Origin of the sequence: Pseudomonas sp. URMO17WK12:I11 (assembly GCF_007677725.1) — a bacterium.
Classification (GTDB): domain Bacteria; phylum Pseudomonadota; class Gammaproteobacteria; order Pseudomonadales; family Pseudomonadaceae; genus Aquipseudomonas.
Window position 1 is genome coordinate 78981 of record NZ_VEDF01000014.1, and the last position, 14402, is coordinate 93382.

Consider the following 14402-nt stretch of genomic DNA (forward strand, 5'->3'; position numbering starts at 1 on the left):
GAACGATCGTTCTCCATGGTCAAGCGAGTTTTACCCTATTTACCCGTTCCGGGCGTAAGGCTCGACGGCAGCTAAAATAGCCCCCGCCACCGTCGAAGCCTCCTAAAAGGCATAGCGCGTACTGAACATCACATTACGCGGCTCCCCGTAGTAACCCGTAAAGAAAGTAGGATCCAGCGCGCTGAAGTACTTTTTATCGAACACGTTGTTCACATTGACGCTTGCGCTCAGGGCCGGAGTAACGTCGTAACGCGCCAGCAAATTGAACACCGCGTACTGCTGCTGAGTGGCCTTACCCTCGCTGGTGGTCAGGCTCAGGCCGCTTTGCCAGTTCATGCCGCCGCCGACGGTCAGGCGGTTCAGCTCCCCCGGTAGGCGATAGGTAGTCCAGAGCTTGACCAGGTTAGCCGGGGCTTCGGTTCTGATGCGCTCGTGATCGGCATCCTTGGTGATGCTGTGGCTGTAACTTGCGCTGACATTCCAATCGGTCAGGACCTCGCCATAGATCTCCATGTCGATACCGCGTGTCTTGGCGCCAGCCACAGCTCGATAGGCTGATTCACGCACAGTGCCCTCGACCGTCTCGCCAGTGGCCACGCCGAGGTTGTCCTGCTTGATCGCATACAATGCCAAGGCCGTGTTGACCCGGCCATCGAGGAACTCGCTTTTCAGGCCGATCTCGTAGTTGTCACCCTCGCGCGGCTCCAGCGTTCTGCCGCTTTGGTCACGAATCGCCTGTGGCTTGTAGATCTTGGTGTAGCTGGCATAGACCGAGTGGATGTCGTTGAGGTCGTAGACCACGCCAGCATAGGGCGTGACGAAGCCGCTTTCGCGCGTTTCGGCAGAATTGGAAGAGCGGGTATAGGGTGGGTTGTAGATCGCCTTCTTCTTGTAGCTGTAGTTACCGACGCGCGCACCGACAATCAGTGACAAGTCGTCAGCAGGCTTGAACCGGGCCACCAGATAAGCGGCGTCCTGCCGTATCGTCGTATCGTCATTCATCAGCTTGCCTACCGAAATCGGGCGGGCGGTGTCGTTGTCCCACTGGTAGATATTGTCGGGGCGCATTTCCAGGTCGTCGTCGTCCGGATCGCTGTAGTCGTGGAACTCCGAGGCGCTCAAGCCGAACACCAGCTCATGCTCGCGGCCGAAAAGCTCGAACGGCCCCTGGGCCATGGCATCGATTCCGAGCTGACGCTGGGAGCCGTAGCCGTCCCCACCATACAAGTAGGCACCCTCGCCGGTTTCACGATCCGGCGTGCCGCCGCTGAGCGATGCCAGCGAATAGTCACGGGTGCTGTACATGTTGTTGACAGCCACCTTCAGCTTCCAGTCATTGACCAGGCCCTGCTCCAGGGACGCGAAGGTGTTCAGGGTGTTTTGCCGACGATAGCTCCAGCGTGCGCCAGCGTTGGTGGAGCGTGGGAAATCGGTCTGCTGGCCGTCACTGTAGAACAGCGGAAAGCTGGCGAACGACACGCCACGTGGATCGTTCTTCTGGTAGTCGAAACCCAGGGTCAGCAGGGTGCTGTCTGTGAGGTCTGCCTCAAGAATGCCGTAGTAGGTCTGCTTTTCCTGTTGGTAGTGATCGATGTAGCTGTTGCCCTGCTGATAGGCCATGACGGCCCGCCCACGCAGGCGTGCATCGTCAGTCAGTGGGCCGGACATATCCACCTCGGTGCGGTAGGTGTCCCACGAGCCGGCGCCGGCGCTCACCGAGCCCTGGAATTGCGCCGTAGGCCGCTTGCGAATCAGGTTGATGCTGCCCGATGGGTCGCCAGCCCCGGTCATCAGCCCGGTGGCCCCGCGGACGATCTCCACCCGGTCATAGATCGCGGTATCGGTCATGCTCTGCGGGCTCGCGCTCGTCTGCACGATCAACGACGTGGGGATGCCATCGAACTGGTAACTTTCGATCGCGTAACCCCGCGAATAGATGTTTACCCGCTCACTGTCGATGTTTTGTACGGAGAGCCCAGGCGTCTGCTTGAGCACATCGCTCAGCGTATTCAACTGCTGGTCCTCGATACGCTGGCGCGTCATCACGCTGACCGTTTGCGGTGTTTCGCGCAGCGAGAGTGCGAGTTTGGTGGCCGTGTTGGTGGACCCGGTCGTGTAGGAGCCGGTACCTTCTGTAGTAGCCCCCAGATCAGCGGCATTGATGCTGGTGGCACCCAGCTCCAGGGTCGCGCCGTTTTCGGTCTTGGCCAGTACGAACCGTTTCTCGCCGACCTGTACTACCCGCAAGCCGCTGCCCTGAAGCACACGGGCGAAGCCCTGATCCAGTTCGAAGCGGCCTTGCAGTCCTGGCGAACGCAAACCTGCGGTCTGTTCCGAGCTAAAGGTGATCATTACCCCGCTCACAGCGGCGAACTCGCTGAGCGCTCCCGCCAGGGTGCCGCTGCGAATGTCATAGTCGAGGGGTTTCGCCAGAGCAGGCTCCACCCGAAGTATCGATCCGGCGATACACAGGGCCAGTGCAGTCCGTTGAGCGCAGCGGGAAAAGAAGGTGGTGCGTACTTGCATGAAAGCGTTCCTGTCAACGTTGGCAATGTGTGCGTCTGATGCGCACATGCAGGTAGAGCCGAAACAGGAATGAAAATCTGTTACCCACCCATGCAAAAAATTGCTTCACGCCGTCCGACGTTCGATTCTCACCCAGTAGCGCGTCAGACGACGTACCCGCACGGGGAGTGAGTCTTGCAGATTGGCGAGAGCGCCTTCGAGATCATCGAGCAGAAATGTGCCAGTGAGCCGCAACCCGGCGACATCTGACGAGCACGTAAGAAAACCATGGCGGTAGCGGGATAGCTCGACCAGTAGCTCGTCCAGTCGCCAGTCCAGCGCGACGAGCATGCCGCGCGTCCACGCCGAGCCTTGCTCTGCAGCCGGCTGCAACGGCCCGGTACCGACCGCGCTGAAGCTCACGGCCTGTCCCGCCGCGACGCGCAACGCCTGGCCAGGAGCCGATCGTGGGCAAACGTCTACCGCGTGGGCTTCAACGGCAACCCGAGTGATGCCATCGCCTTGGCGTACCGTGAAGCGGGTACCCAGCGCCTTGATCTGCCCTTCAGCGCTTTGCACGCTCAGTGCCCGGGAGTCTTTGGCAGTTTCGACGAGGATGGTGCCCTGGCGCAGGATAATCAGCCGCTGTTGGGTGCTGAATCGCACATCGACGCGGGTGTCGGCGTCCAGCATCAAAAGGCTGCCATCAGACAGCGTGATCTGCTTGCGTTGCCCGACGCTGGTCCTGTAGTCGGCGTCGGGTACTGAAACCCGGTAGCCGCCCCAGCCCAGCACGCCAACGCCAAGTAGAAGACCAATCGTCTTTACCGCTGCACGCCTGTGCTGCCGAGCCTCCTCAAGCGTTGCGACGGCAAAGCCAGGAGGTGCCAGGCTCATGCGCTGTTGCAACTTCTCAACGCGAGCCCATGCCTTGGCATGCAACGGGTCAGCGTCAAGCCAGGCTTGCCATTGAGCCCGAGTGGCCGGCGTGGCGCCGCTGTCATGCAGGCGCACATACCATTCGACTGCCTGGGCGAGTGCCTGCGTCATTCTTCATCCATCAACAGGCAGTGCAGCATGCCTTTGGCCAAGTGCTTGCGCACCGTGCTCACCGACACCGCAAAACGCTGCGCGGTTTTTTCGTAGGTAAGCCCGTCCAGCTGCACGGCGAGAAAGATCTGCCGCGTGCGCTGGCCCAGGCCGTCAAGCATGCGATCGATGGCCACCAGGTTTTCCAGAATGATTGCACGGGTTTCTGCAGACGGCGCGTGGACTTCCGGCCTGGAGGCCAATACCTCGAGGTAGGCCTGCTCCAGGCTGCGACGGCGATAGAGATCGATGACCAGACCGCGAGCGATGGTCGCCAGGTACGGCCGCGGCTTGTGTAAAGCATCAGCCGTGCGCGCGAGCATCACACGAATGAACGTGTCCTGGGCAAGGTCAGCCGCATCGGCTGAACTGTTCAGACGCTCACGCAACCAACCGCGCAGCCAGCCGTTGTGGTCGCGGTACAGGGCATGCAGGTGTTGGTTGACCGTGGCTTGGGTGTCCGATCTGGACATCTTCTTCACTCGACCCGAAACGCGAATAGGAATGTATCGCGATTGTAGGGGTGTTGAGGCTCACTGGGAAGTGAGAGCGTGGGTCCGCGTCGCGCCTCGTGTCGTCAATGTTCGCCCAGAGCAAGATGGCAACGGTACAACCCCCCTACCCTAAGCCCCTGCCGAAGGCGCAATCCTTGATGACTAACCACCCGATCCAATGGGAACCCTGTTCATGTCTATCGACTTCAGACCCGCACACGTGTCGGATGCGCGCGATATCGCGCGCTTCTTTCAACTGACATCGGAGGGCATGGCCGATTACATATGGAGCACGCTCGCCGCACCTGGGCAGGCGTTGCTGGATGTCGGCGCGTCTCGTTATGCCAGGGAGCAAGGCGACTTCTCCTACAAAAACTGTTTGATGGCCACGTTCGACGGACGCGTCATCGGCATGATGCACAGTTACGCCTTGGGTGAACGCGGCGACAGTCCGGCAGAAATGGACCCGGTCCTGGCGCCTTACGCCGACATGGAGATACCCAACACGCTGTACATCTCCAGCCTGGCCCTGGATGAGGGCTGGCGCAACCAAGGGTTGGGCGTGCAGTTTCTTCGCCAGGCCCAGCAACGTGCTGACGACGCCGGCCTGGAGGGCCTGTGCCTGATCGATTACGCAGACAACCACGGCGCACGCCGCTTCTACGAACGTCACGGGTTTCAGGTCGTCAAGACTTGCCAGATCGTCGCGCACCCGATGCTGAACGTAACCGGTGAAGCGTACTTGATGCATCGCCCCACTCATACACGTACCTGAGAGAACACCATGAACAACCTGACCGTATTCCGCGAACTGGATATCCAACCGGTGCGCGACCTTCCCTTCTTTGAAGAAGTCATGGAAGGCGACCCGCATACGCTGACCTCCAAGTACTACCACGATGAACAGCAAGGTCGTATTTGCGGGGAATGGGAAGCGAGTGTCGGGGCGTGGCGCATCGACTACAAAGTCTGGGAGTTCTGCCATGTCTTGAGCGGGCGCTGCGTCATCGAGCTGGAAGGTCGCCCCGCGGTCATCCTGGCCGCAGGTGACACATTCATCATCGAACCGGGCGCTAAGGGTAAATGGACCGTGCTCGAAGACATGAAGAAAAACTTCGTGATTCTCCTGCCTGCGAGCTAAGCATCCGCCTTTGTTGGCTTGCCTGCTGACGACACCTCGTTGCATCGCGTTTTCATCGGCCCACCTGGTCAGTACTTTTGTGCTCAAAGCACGCAAGGGTGGGCTCATGACTGGAATCAGCCCTGCGTTCATCGCGAATCAGCTTGGCTACAGCGTCGAGATGTTGCGTTCTATCTTCGCAAAATGGATGGCGGCGCGGCTGATAACTCAGGTGAGTGCTGCATAAAACGGGGGCACTTCTGCAACCCGCCTGAGTTCGTTCAGCCTCAGCGCACTATGAGTTCATCAGGAAAATAAACCCCCATGGAACCGTTGGTTCGAACTCCCAGCACCTCGCCGGCCAAGCTCTGCACCACCGTCTGCCCGCCCTCTATGAACGTTTTGCTGCGTTGATCCAGGGCTTGCACGCCCGGTGGCAGGCTAAAGTGCATCTGGCCCTGATCACAGCTGACCTGGATATCGGCCGGATAGTGAATAGCGCCGAAGTCGAAGGGTTGGTTTGCGTAGCCTCGCCACCAGTGCGCGTCGCCGTAGGGGCGATCCAGAATCATGTTCAGTGAGCGCAGTTCGATTCCCAATAGCGTGGCCGGGCTCTCCTCGGACCTAGCCTCCCAACCCATGGTACTTGAGAACACCTCTACCGGGCCAGGCCAGACGATACCCCCTAGCTCGGTACCTCGCGCCAGTGTGCACCGGTGCATCTTCCACTCGGAAAACGTGAAATGAGCACCGAATGGAAAGCGGAACTCTACTTCCCCAGGCTCGCAGTTCCATCCTGCCAAGTCATGAGCGGACAGGGTCTCGACCGTCGCGAAACCGTGGCCCTGCGCCAGTTTCAGACGACGCACAGGCATACCCATGATGTGACCTGGCGTGCGATCGAAATCAGCCTGATCCAGGCTCTGCATGCCATAGGGCACTGGATCGCCGGACAGGTCGTTGAAAGGCTGCAGGTTGCGCAGATGGACCTGGGTACCCGCCGGAAGCACTAGATCCCCAAGCACTTCCTCGTGTTCGAGGCGGGGATTGTGCGAACGCCAATCCTGCCAGAGCCTGTGGGTGGACTCGATGTAAGGCAAGCTGCCGGCTGCCAGCAACATCAGCAACAAGCCGAACCTCCAGCGCCGCGCCAGCATATAACGACGACTTCGCGGAATCAGGAGGGCTATCAGGCCGGCGATGAAGAGCCAGAGAAAAACCTCGGAAAAAATGTAGATCATGTAGCCGAGCAACATGACCGGCAGATCGACGGGAATCATGGACGTCCTTGTGAGCCCTTCTATCGACGTTGCAGGATAAACCAGTTGGCAGTGGTGCCCCAAGCCCGATCCTGGCGCTCTACGTGCTGCAGTCGTCAACCACTTCCCCTCTCAAGATCTCGAGCATCCTCAAAGTGATCATTTGCCTATACACGGCAAGCGTCATTTTGGAAGGACCACTGCCAAGCACCGGCTCTGATCGTTCGGTGTCCGCCACGGGGGATCACAGCCGCCAGGGATGTTAGCTCGACAACGCCATTACTTGTTGTGAGCTGACTTGCCAATCACCCAGCGACTGCTGCACTGCCGGGAGTCCGTCATCTCCCACTGGCCAACGCACAAGTCTTGGGCGAGAATTTAGCGCATACAAGCATTATCGACCAGGGAATGGCAATGGCACTGACCAGCAACATCGCTTGTTACAACCCCATCTGGCCCGCGCAGTTTCAGGCAGATAAATCGATCATTGCCTCGGCTTTTGGCGATGAGCTGATCGAGATACACCATGTTGGAAGCACATCCGTTCCTGAACTCGCAGCGAAGCCTGAGATCGATGTGCTCGTCGAGGTCCTCGATCACAAAAACGCTCAGGCGCGGGACCAGCTGTTGATGGGTTTGGGTTACCTTCGAGGAACTGATCTGACGACGGACCATCATTTCTACCGACGCAACGTGAATGGAGTTCGCACGCACAAGCTTCACGTTTGTACCCGTGGCCATCTTGCGGTTGCTCAGATGCTGAAATTCAGGGACTTGCTCAGATCCAACGCCCTAATGCGTCGCCAGTATGAGGAGCTGAAGCTCAGACTCGAGGCTAGCAACACAGGTGGGATGGCTGAATACTTGAAGAAAAAAGCGCCGTTTATCATCGACGCTTTATCGGGCCTAAACGGCGTTCAGAAACCCAACACCTGAAAGCGGCTGCGCAGGGATTGAGCCATACAGCCTTTGAGACATGTATGCGGACATACCGCCCGAAGTATCTAAGCTAGTAACCATTATAGGCGGCAGTCACTCACCGATATCACACGCCCACTGAATCCGAAACCGCATGGGAACAGTGCTGACGCGCTTGCCGGCGCAGCAAGCCAGTAAGATCGGGCGACTGCTGCAACATCAGTGGGTAAAGCCCAGCTGCAACAAGGTGATGGTTGAGTGGACAATATTTCGAGACTCGAAGCGATTATTTCAGATGATCCCACTCGTTTCCGGCTACTCGCAATAGTGCGCTCCTTGGGACTGCCAGACTGCTGGGTCGGAGCAGGCTTTGTACGTCGGGACATCCCATCCGTTCCGAAAAAATAACTTGGGCGCACCCGCATATTTTAGGAGAGAACCATTAAGGCTCGCCCCCTACACCCGGGCGGAGGCCGAAATATCCACCTCACATCTCTATTCCACGCTTCGCAACGACGCCAAGAACTACGCTGCGTTCTTCGAGTTCTGCCTCTTCACCCGGGTGGTCCTGGCGAAGCCATGGGCCTGAAGTAGAAAGATGTCGACATCGCTCAGCGATCGGCAACGATTTGCCGGATCATCGTCAACCTGGCGCCGGAAAAGCCCACGAAGACCAAGCATCACCGAGCGGTGCTGCTCAACGAGCGCGCGCTCGACGCCATTGCCCAGGCCAGTGGAAGGCGACGCTTCGGCGCATAGCCTACACATCGGCGCATCCTGTGAGCCCTTTTGTGTTCCAACCGAGCAAAGGTGGGCTGTGGATCAACGAGCCAAGTGTTACAATCCGCCACTTCAAATCAGCGCTCAAGGCGCTGAACATCCGTGAACGCCGTCAGTACGACACCCGCCACACCTACGCAACCATGTGCCTCATGTCTGGGATGAACCCTGCGTTCATTGCGAACCAGCTGGGCCACAGCGTCGAGATGTTGCTTTCGACCTACGCGAAATGGATCAGCTCCTCCTCGGATTGGAGGGAGCTGGAGAAGCTGCCGCCCCGAGTCGAATTGGCCCAAAATTGGCCCAGAACTGACGAGAGGGCCTAAATACACCTCTGGAACCCCCGCAGGACAAGCACTTGATCTCTACCGCCAACATCACCATGCAGTTCGGCTCCAAGCCGCTGTTCGAAAACGTTTCGGTCAAATTCAACAACGGCAACCGCTATGGCCTGATCGGCGCCAACGGTTGTGGCAAATCGACCTTCATGAAGATCCTCGGCGGCGACCTGGAGCCTTCCGGTGGCCAGGTCATGCTCGAGCCGAACACTCGCCTGGGCAAGCTTCGCCAGGACCAGTTCGCCTATGAAGAATTCACCGTGATCGACACCGTGATCATGGGCCATGGCCAACTGTGGAAGGTCAAGGCCGAGCGCGACCGCATCTACTCGCTGCCGGAAATGACCGAGGACGACGGCATGGCCGTGGCCGAGCTGGAAACCGAATTCGCCGAAATGGACGGCTATACCGCCGAGTCGCGTGCCGGTGAACTGCTGCTGGGCCTGGGTATTCCCCTGGAGCAGCACTTCGGCCCGATGAGCGAAGTGGCGCCGGGCTGGAAGCTGCGCGTGCTGCTGGCCCAGGCCCTGTTCTCCGACCCGGACGTGCTGCTGCTCGACGAGCCGACCAACCACCTGGACATCAATACCATTCGCTGGCTGGAAACGGTTCTCACGGCGCGTAACAGCACCATGATCATCATTTCCCACGACCGTCACTTCCTCAACAGCGTCTGTACCCACATGGCCGACCTGGACTACGGTGAGCTGCGCCTGTTCCCGGGCAACTACGACGAGTACATGACCGCCGCCACCCAGTCGCGCGAGCAGCTGCTGTCGGACAACGCCAAGAAGAAAGCGCAGATCGCCGAACTGCAGACCTTCGTCAGCCGCTTCTCGGCCAACGCCTCTAAAGCCAAGCAGGCCACCTCGCGGGCCAAGCAGATCGACAAGATCCAACTGGCCGAGGTCAAGCCGTCCAGCCGCGTCAGCCCGTTCATTCGCTTCGAGCAGACCAAGAAGCTGCACCGCCAGGCGGTGGTCGTCGAGAAAATGGCCAAGGCATTCGACGACAAAGTGCTGTTCAAGAACTTCGATATCACCGTCGAAGCGGGCGAGCGCGTGGCGATCATCGGCCCCAACGGTATCGGCAAAACCACCCTGCTGCGCACCCTGGTCGGCGAAATGACCCCGGATGCCGGCTCGGTGAAGTGGACCGACAGCGCTGAAGTGGGCTACTACGCCCAGGACCATGCCCACGATTTCGAAGACGACATGACCCTGTTCGACTGGATGGGCCAGTGGACCAGCGGTGAGCAGGTCATTCGTGGCACCCTCGGGCGCATGCTGTTCTCCAACGACGAGATCCTCAAGTCGGTGAAGGTGATTTCCGGTGGCGAGCAAGGTCGCATGCTGTTCGGCAAGCTGATCCTGCAAAAGCCTAACGTGCTGGTGATGGACGAACCGACCAACCACCTGGACATGGAGTCGATCGAAGCGCTGAACCTGGCGCTGGAGAACTACCCGGGCACGCTGCTGTTCGTCAGCCACGACCGTGAGTTCGTGTCCTCGCTGGCGACCCGCATCATCGAGCTGAGCGCCGACGGCGTGGTCGACTTCAGCGGCACCTACGACGATTACCTGCGCAGCCAGGGCGTCGTGGTCTGATGTAACGGCCTGGCCGCTCGAAAGCGGCCAGGCCGATTGCTTGCTCAACTGCTTACCGCGGCAACGTGACGTCCTGTCGACTCATTCGTTAGCCTGCTTTCATTTTCTTCGCGTAGCGGCCATAGTTACGGCACGCCCAACCGCCCGCCCGCGAACGAGCCCATGACCGCGCCACAACACGCCCCCGCCAGCAGCACCTTCAGCGTCACCCTGCAGATCCTCTCGATCGTTTTCTATACCTTCATCGCTTTTCTCTGCATCGGCCTGCCGATCGCGGTGCTGCCCAGCTACGTGCATGACCAGCTCGGCTTTGGCGCGGTGATCGCCGGGGTAACCATTGGCTTGCAATACCTGGCTACCCTGCTCAGCCGTCCGTTTGCCGGGCGCGTGGCCGACACCCTGGGTGGCAAACGGGCAATCCGCTTTGGCTTGCTCGGCATCGCCGGCTGCGGCGTGTTGACGCTGTTGTCGGCCTGGACGTTGAGTGTGCCTGTTCTGAGCCTGGGGCTGCTGCTCGGCGGTCGCGTGCTACTGGGGTTGGCGCAAGGGCTGATCGGCGTGGCCACCCTGAGTTGGGGCATCAATCAGGTCGGCTCGCAGCACACGGCGCGAGTGATTTCCTGGAACGGCATCGCCTCGTACGGCGCCATCGCCATCGGTGCGCCGCTGGGCGTGCTGGCAGTGGCTGGCCTGGATTTCAGCGTGCTCGGCCCTGCCCTGCTGCTGCTCTCAGGGTTGGCACTATGGGTCCTGCGCAAGCGCCCCGACATGCCGGTGACGCGCGGCGAGCGCCTGCCGTTCTGGTCGGCATTCGCGCGTGTGGCACCCTGCGGGTTGGGCTTGACCCTGGCCTCGATCGGCTACGGCACGCTGACCACGTTCGTGACCCTGTACTACCTGGAACGCGGCTGGGTAGGTGCAGCCTGGTGCCTGAGCGCCTTCGGCCTGTGCTTCATCGTTTCACGCTTGCTGTTCGTCAATGCGGTGAACCGCTTTGGCGGCTACAACGTGGCCGTGGCCTGCATGGCGACTGAAGTGCTGGGGCTGGCGCTGCTGTGGCTTGCACCGTCGCCGGCTTGGTCGCTGGTAGGCGCCGGGCTGACGGGCTTTGGTCTGTCGCTGGTGTACCCGGCGCTGGGCGTCGAAGCGATCAAGCAGGTACCGAGCAGCAGCCGCGGCGCCGGGCTGGGCGCTTACGCCGTATTCTTCGACATGGCGCTGGCGATTGCCGGGCCATTGATGGGCGCAGTGGCGGTGCACCTGGGTTACGCCTCGATCTTCGGCGTGGCCGCCCTGCTTGCCCTGGCAGGCGTTGGCCTAACGCTGGCCCTGGCGCGGCGGGGCCAGCGCCGCTGAGGCTTCGATCGACGCTGCTGCGCCCAAAGCTTGAGAAAAAAAGGCGGCCGTATCACGCTGCAGCGAGCGATGAATATGCCTGCGATCGACGCCCTCGGCGTCCTTGCAGAGCGCCGGCATGCGTGCGCGCTGCGGCGCATCGCAACCGGCCATGAACACGAAGTGTCCGGCGCCTGCCAGCAAATGGTAGTCAGGCGTGATCGGCAGCTTGCGCGCCAGAGCCTCTGCGTTGCGGTCGACCGCGACCAGCTGATCGCCGTCGCCGCTGTAGATCAGCACCGGTACGTGCACACCAGCCAGGGCATGGCGGCCGAACATCAGGCTCAGCGGCGCCATCAGCATCAAGGCGCCGACCCGCGCATCGGCCTTGGGCGCCAGCTCGCTGCGGTCGGCAATCAGCACACCGTGGGTTTTGCAGGCGTCGGCGTCGCTGGGGCGCTCCAGGCAATAGGTGCGCAGCCGCTGCAGATCTGGCTGCGCGCCGGATAGGATCAACGCAGTTTCACCCCCTGCCGAATAGCCGATCACCCCCACCTTGCCGTCGTTCAGGGCAGGGCCCAGCAAGGTGTCCTCGCGGGCGGCGCTGATCGCCTCGCTGACTTGCAGAGGCCGGCCGTAGAGGTTGCTCAAAGTACCCAGGCGGCTGGGGTCGCGGGCATTGTCGCCGGGGTGGATGACCGCGACCACCACGAAGCCCTGGCGCGCCAGGCTGGTCGCCAGGTAGTGCAGCGCAAGCGGACTGCCGGTGTTGCCGTGGGACAGCATCAGCAGCGGGAATTGCCCCCGGGCCACTGGCGCTTCCCGCACTACGTCGAGCGAGTAACCGTCGATGCGCGCAGTGCGCGGCGTGCCGTGGGCCGGATAGAACGCCAGGGCCTGCATGGGCCGGGCATCGACTGGGTCATCCAGGATCATCTGGTGAAGGCCAGCGACCCAAGGCGCGGCCTCGGCCTGGGCGATCAGCCCGCCCAGTAGCACCGCCAGCATGCAGCGCAAGGTGTTCATCGGCCAGTGCATTCCACGACGAGCATGAGGTTAGCGTCAGCATAGAGCTGGCTTGCCGCTGGCAGATGAAAAATGGATGAAAAAACCGGCTGGCGCTAGGCGCATCAGCCGGCGGGTCTAGCAACGCATGATCAGGCCGCTGCGAACAGCTCACCTGCGATTTGCGCTTGCGCGGCGTCGAGCGCCTGGGTGCGTTGCTCCGGGCCGTAGGCCAGGCCATGGGCGCGGACGATCTGCAGGTCGGTGATGCCGATGAAACCGAGGAACACTTTGAGGAAGTCCTCATGACCAACACCGGTCGGCTGGCCGGCATGCAAGCCACCTGCGGTCGAAACCAGCACCACTTTCTTGTCACCGCACAGGCCCTGGGGACCAGCTTCGGTGTAGCGGAACGTCTTGCCGGCGACGGCGACGCGGTCGATCCAGGCCTTGAGCTGGGTCGGCACGCTGAAGTTGTACATCGGCGCACCGATCACCACGGCATCGGCAGCGAGGAATTCCTCAAGGGTTTCGGCGCTGAGTTTGGCTTCGAATGCCTGGGCGGCATCGCGCGCTTCTTCCGGGGTGCCAGCCACCATCAAGGTCGCGGAGGAAAAATGCGCGATGGCGTCGACGGCCAGGTCACGATAAACCACCTCGACGCTTGGGTCGGCGGCTTTCCAGGCCTCGACCACGTCACGGCTCAGCTGGCGAGAGGCGGAATTATCGCCAAGGATGCTCGAATCGATGTGCAGCAATTTCATAGGACGCTCCTGTAATGAAGACCGCAGCGGTGGGCGGTTACGATGGCGAGAATCCTACCGAGATGACGAATGACTGAAAAGCTGCTGAAAACGCGTTAGTTCGTCCCACCAATGGAACAATGCCGGAAGGCCGCTCAGCGAGCGGTTGCCGGCGGGAGTTTGCCTGCCGCCATGCACGCCTTGCGATCGGCTTCGGCATTCGCGCCAAGCTCCTCAGCCAACAGATCGATCAACCCCCGCACTGAGGGCAGCAAACCGCGTTTCGACGGGTAAACCGCATGGATGAGCCCGCTAGGAGGTCGATAAGCCGGCAATACCTCGACCAGCAGCCCAGCCTCCAGATCTCGCCGGACCATGACCTCCGGCATCTGTACTACGCCTACCCCCTGAAGCGCAGCACGGTGCAAGGCGTCCAGGTCGGCCGTGACCAAGCGCGGCGAGTGAGGCACCTCCACCCGATCACCTGTAGGCCCGATAAAGGCCCAGCGGTGGTCGCGATTGGCCGGCGCCAGGTCCATGCTCGGCAGCCCGACCAGATCGCCAGGTACGTCCAGGCCAAGGCCCTCGACCAGCGCAGGCTTGGCTACCAGTTTCTGATAGCTTTCGCCAAACACTTTGAGGAACAGGTTTTCATCCTGCAGCGGCGGAAAACGCACGCGCAGTGCGATGTCAAAGCCCTCGCCGAGCACATCGACGCGCCGATTGGTGCTCTCTACCTGAATCTGCACCTTGGGGTGAGCGACCATGAACTTCGCCATGGCATCGCTCACACCCATGGCGCCCAGCGCTGGTGGACAGCTCACGCGAATCAGGCCGTGGGGCTCGGACCGGGACTGCTCGATGACCTTCTCGGCAGCATCCGCCTCGATGAGCATGGCGACGCAGTGGCGATAATAGTCCTGGCCAATTTCGGTGACGGTGAACTTGCGTGTCGAGCGTTGTATGAGCCGCACGCCAAGCCGCTCCTCGAGCGCCAGGACCCGGCGGCTCAGCTTGGACTTGGGGATACCAATGGCGCGCGCAGCAGCAGCGAAGCCTTTGTGCTCGACCACCTGGGCGAAATAGTACAGTTCGTTGAAGTCAAACACGGGGCGATCCGCTGGCTGGGGACGTGCGGCATTATCGCAGGGAAGCTCAGGCATGTCCTGACGCTTGCGAGCTTCAGGATGCCTGGCCGTTCACTCGTGT

General features: G+C 60.9%; 12 protein-coding genes. 5 read left to right on the top strand and 7 right to left on the bottom strand.

What is annotated here, in order from left to right; all coding sequences use genetic code 11:
• Positions 1–102 precede the first annotated feature (102 nt).
• The 3 genes from FS665_RS21125 to FS665_RS21135 all read right to left on the bottom strand — a co-directional run bounded on the left by FS665_RS21125 (position 103) and on the right by FS665_RS21135 (position 4067).
• Positions 103–2526, bottom strand: coding sequence for a TonB-dependent receptor (locus tag FS665_RS21125; RefSeq protein WP_145192966.1), 2424 nt, complete (start codon positions 2524–2526; stop codon positions 103–105).
• A gap of 105 nt (positions 2527–2631) precedes the next feature.
• Positions 2632–3555, bottom strand: coding sequence for a FecR domain-containing protein (locus FS665_RS21130; RefSeq protein WP_145192968.1), 924 nt, complete (start codon positions 3553–3555; stop codon positions 2632–2634).
• Entirely contained in the window at positions 3552–4067 is a 516-nt protein-coding gene (locus tag FS665_RS21135) for a sigma-70 family RNA polymerase sigma factor (protein ID WP_145192970.1), read from the bottom strand. Before FS665_RS21135 ends, FS665_RS21130 begins: the two co-directional genes overlap by 4 nt.
• A gap of 214 nt (positions 4068–4281) precedes the next feature.
• Here FS665_RS21135 and FS665_RS21140 point away from each other — a divergent pair, with 214 nt between their 5' ends.
• Both FS665_RS21140 and FS665_RS21145 read left to right on the top strand, forming a co-directional pair.
• Positions 4282–4863 carry a GNAT family N-acetyltransferase gene (locus FS665_RS21140; protein ID WP_178108387.1) on the top strand — a complete coding sequence of 194 codons (582 nt, stop codon included), beginning with the start codon at positions 4282–4284 and terminating at the stop codon, positions 4861–4863.
• 9 nt (positions 4864–4872) lie between these two features.
• Entirely contained in the window at positions 4873–5229 is a 357-nt protein-coding gene (locus FS665_RS21145) for a cupin domain-containing protein (RefSeq protein WP_145192974.1), read from the top strand.
• Positions 5230–5495: 266 nt separating this feature from the next.
• Here FS665_RS21145 and FS665_RS21155 read toward each other — a convergent pair whose 3' ends face one another.
• Positions 5496–6488, bottom strand: coding sequence for a hypothetical protein (locus FS665_RS21155; protein WP_145192978.1), 993 nt, complete (start codon positions 6486–6488; stop codon positions 5496–5498).
• A gap of 393 nt (positions 6489–6881) precedes the next feature.
• Between FS665_RS21155 and FS665_RS21160 the strand changes: the two genes are divergently transcribed.
• The 3 genes from FS665_RS21160 to FS665_RS21175 all read left to right on the top strand — a co-directional run bounded on the left by FS665_RS21160 (position 6882) and on the right by FS665_RS21175 (position 11466).
• Positions 6882–7403, top strand: a complete 522-nt coding sequence (locus FS665_RS21160) for a GrpB family protein (RefSeq protein WP_145192980.1) — start codon at positions 6882–6884, stop codon at positions 7401–7403.
• Positions 7404–8523: 1120 nt separating this feature from the next.
• Positions 8524–10110, top strand: a complete 1587-nt coding sequence (locus FS665_RS21170; RefSeq protein ID WP_145192982.1) for an ABC-F family ATPase — start codon at positions 8524–8526, stop codon at positions 10108–10110.
• A 162-nt stretch (positions 10111–10272) separates the two neighbouring features.
• Entirely contained in the window at positions 10273–11466 is a 1194-nt protein-coding gene (locus tag FS665_RS21175) for an MFS transporter (protein WP_145192984.1), read from the top strand.
• On the opposite strand, the gene FS665_RS21180 is transcribed toward FS665_RS21175, so the two are convergent.
• The 3 genes from FS665_RS21180 to FS665_RS21190 form a co-directional block, all read right to left on the bottom strand.
• Positions 11428–12471, bottom strand: a complete 1044-nt coding sequence (locus FS665_RS21180) for a dienelactone hydrolase (protein WP_145192986.1) — start codon at positions 12469–12471, stop codon at positions 11428–11430. The two genes, FS665_RS21175 and FS665_RS21180, sit on opposite strands and share 39 nt — an antisense overlap.
• 131 nt (positions 12472–12602) lie before the next feature.
• On the bottom strand, positions 12603–13214 hold the full coding sequence (locus FS665_RS21185; protein WP_145192988.1) for an FMN-dependent NADH-azoreductase: 612 nt from the start codon (positions 13212–13214) through the stop codon (positions 12603–12605).
• Between the two features lie 134 nt (positions 13215–13348).
• Positions 13349–14302: a LysR substrate-binding domain-containing protein gene (locus FS665_RS21190; RefSeq protein ID WP_145192990.1), complete on the bottom strand. Its 954-nt coding sequence runs from the start codon at positions 14300–14302 to the stop codon at positions 13349–13351.
• Positions 14303–14402 lie beyond the last annotated feature (100 nt).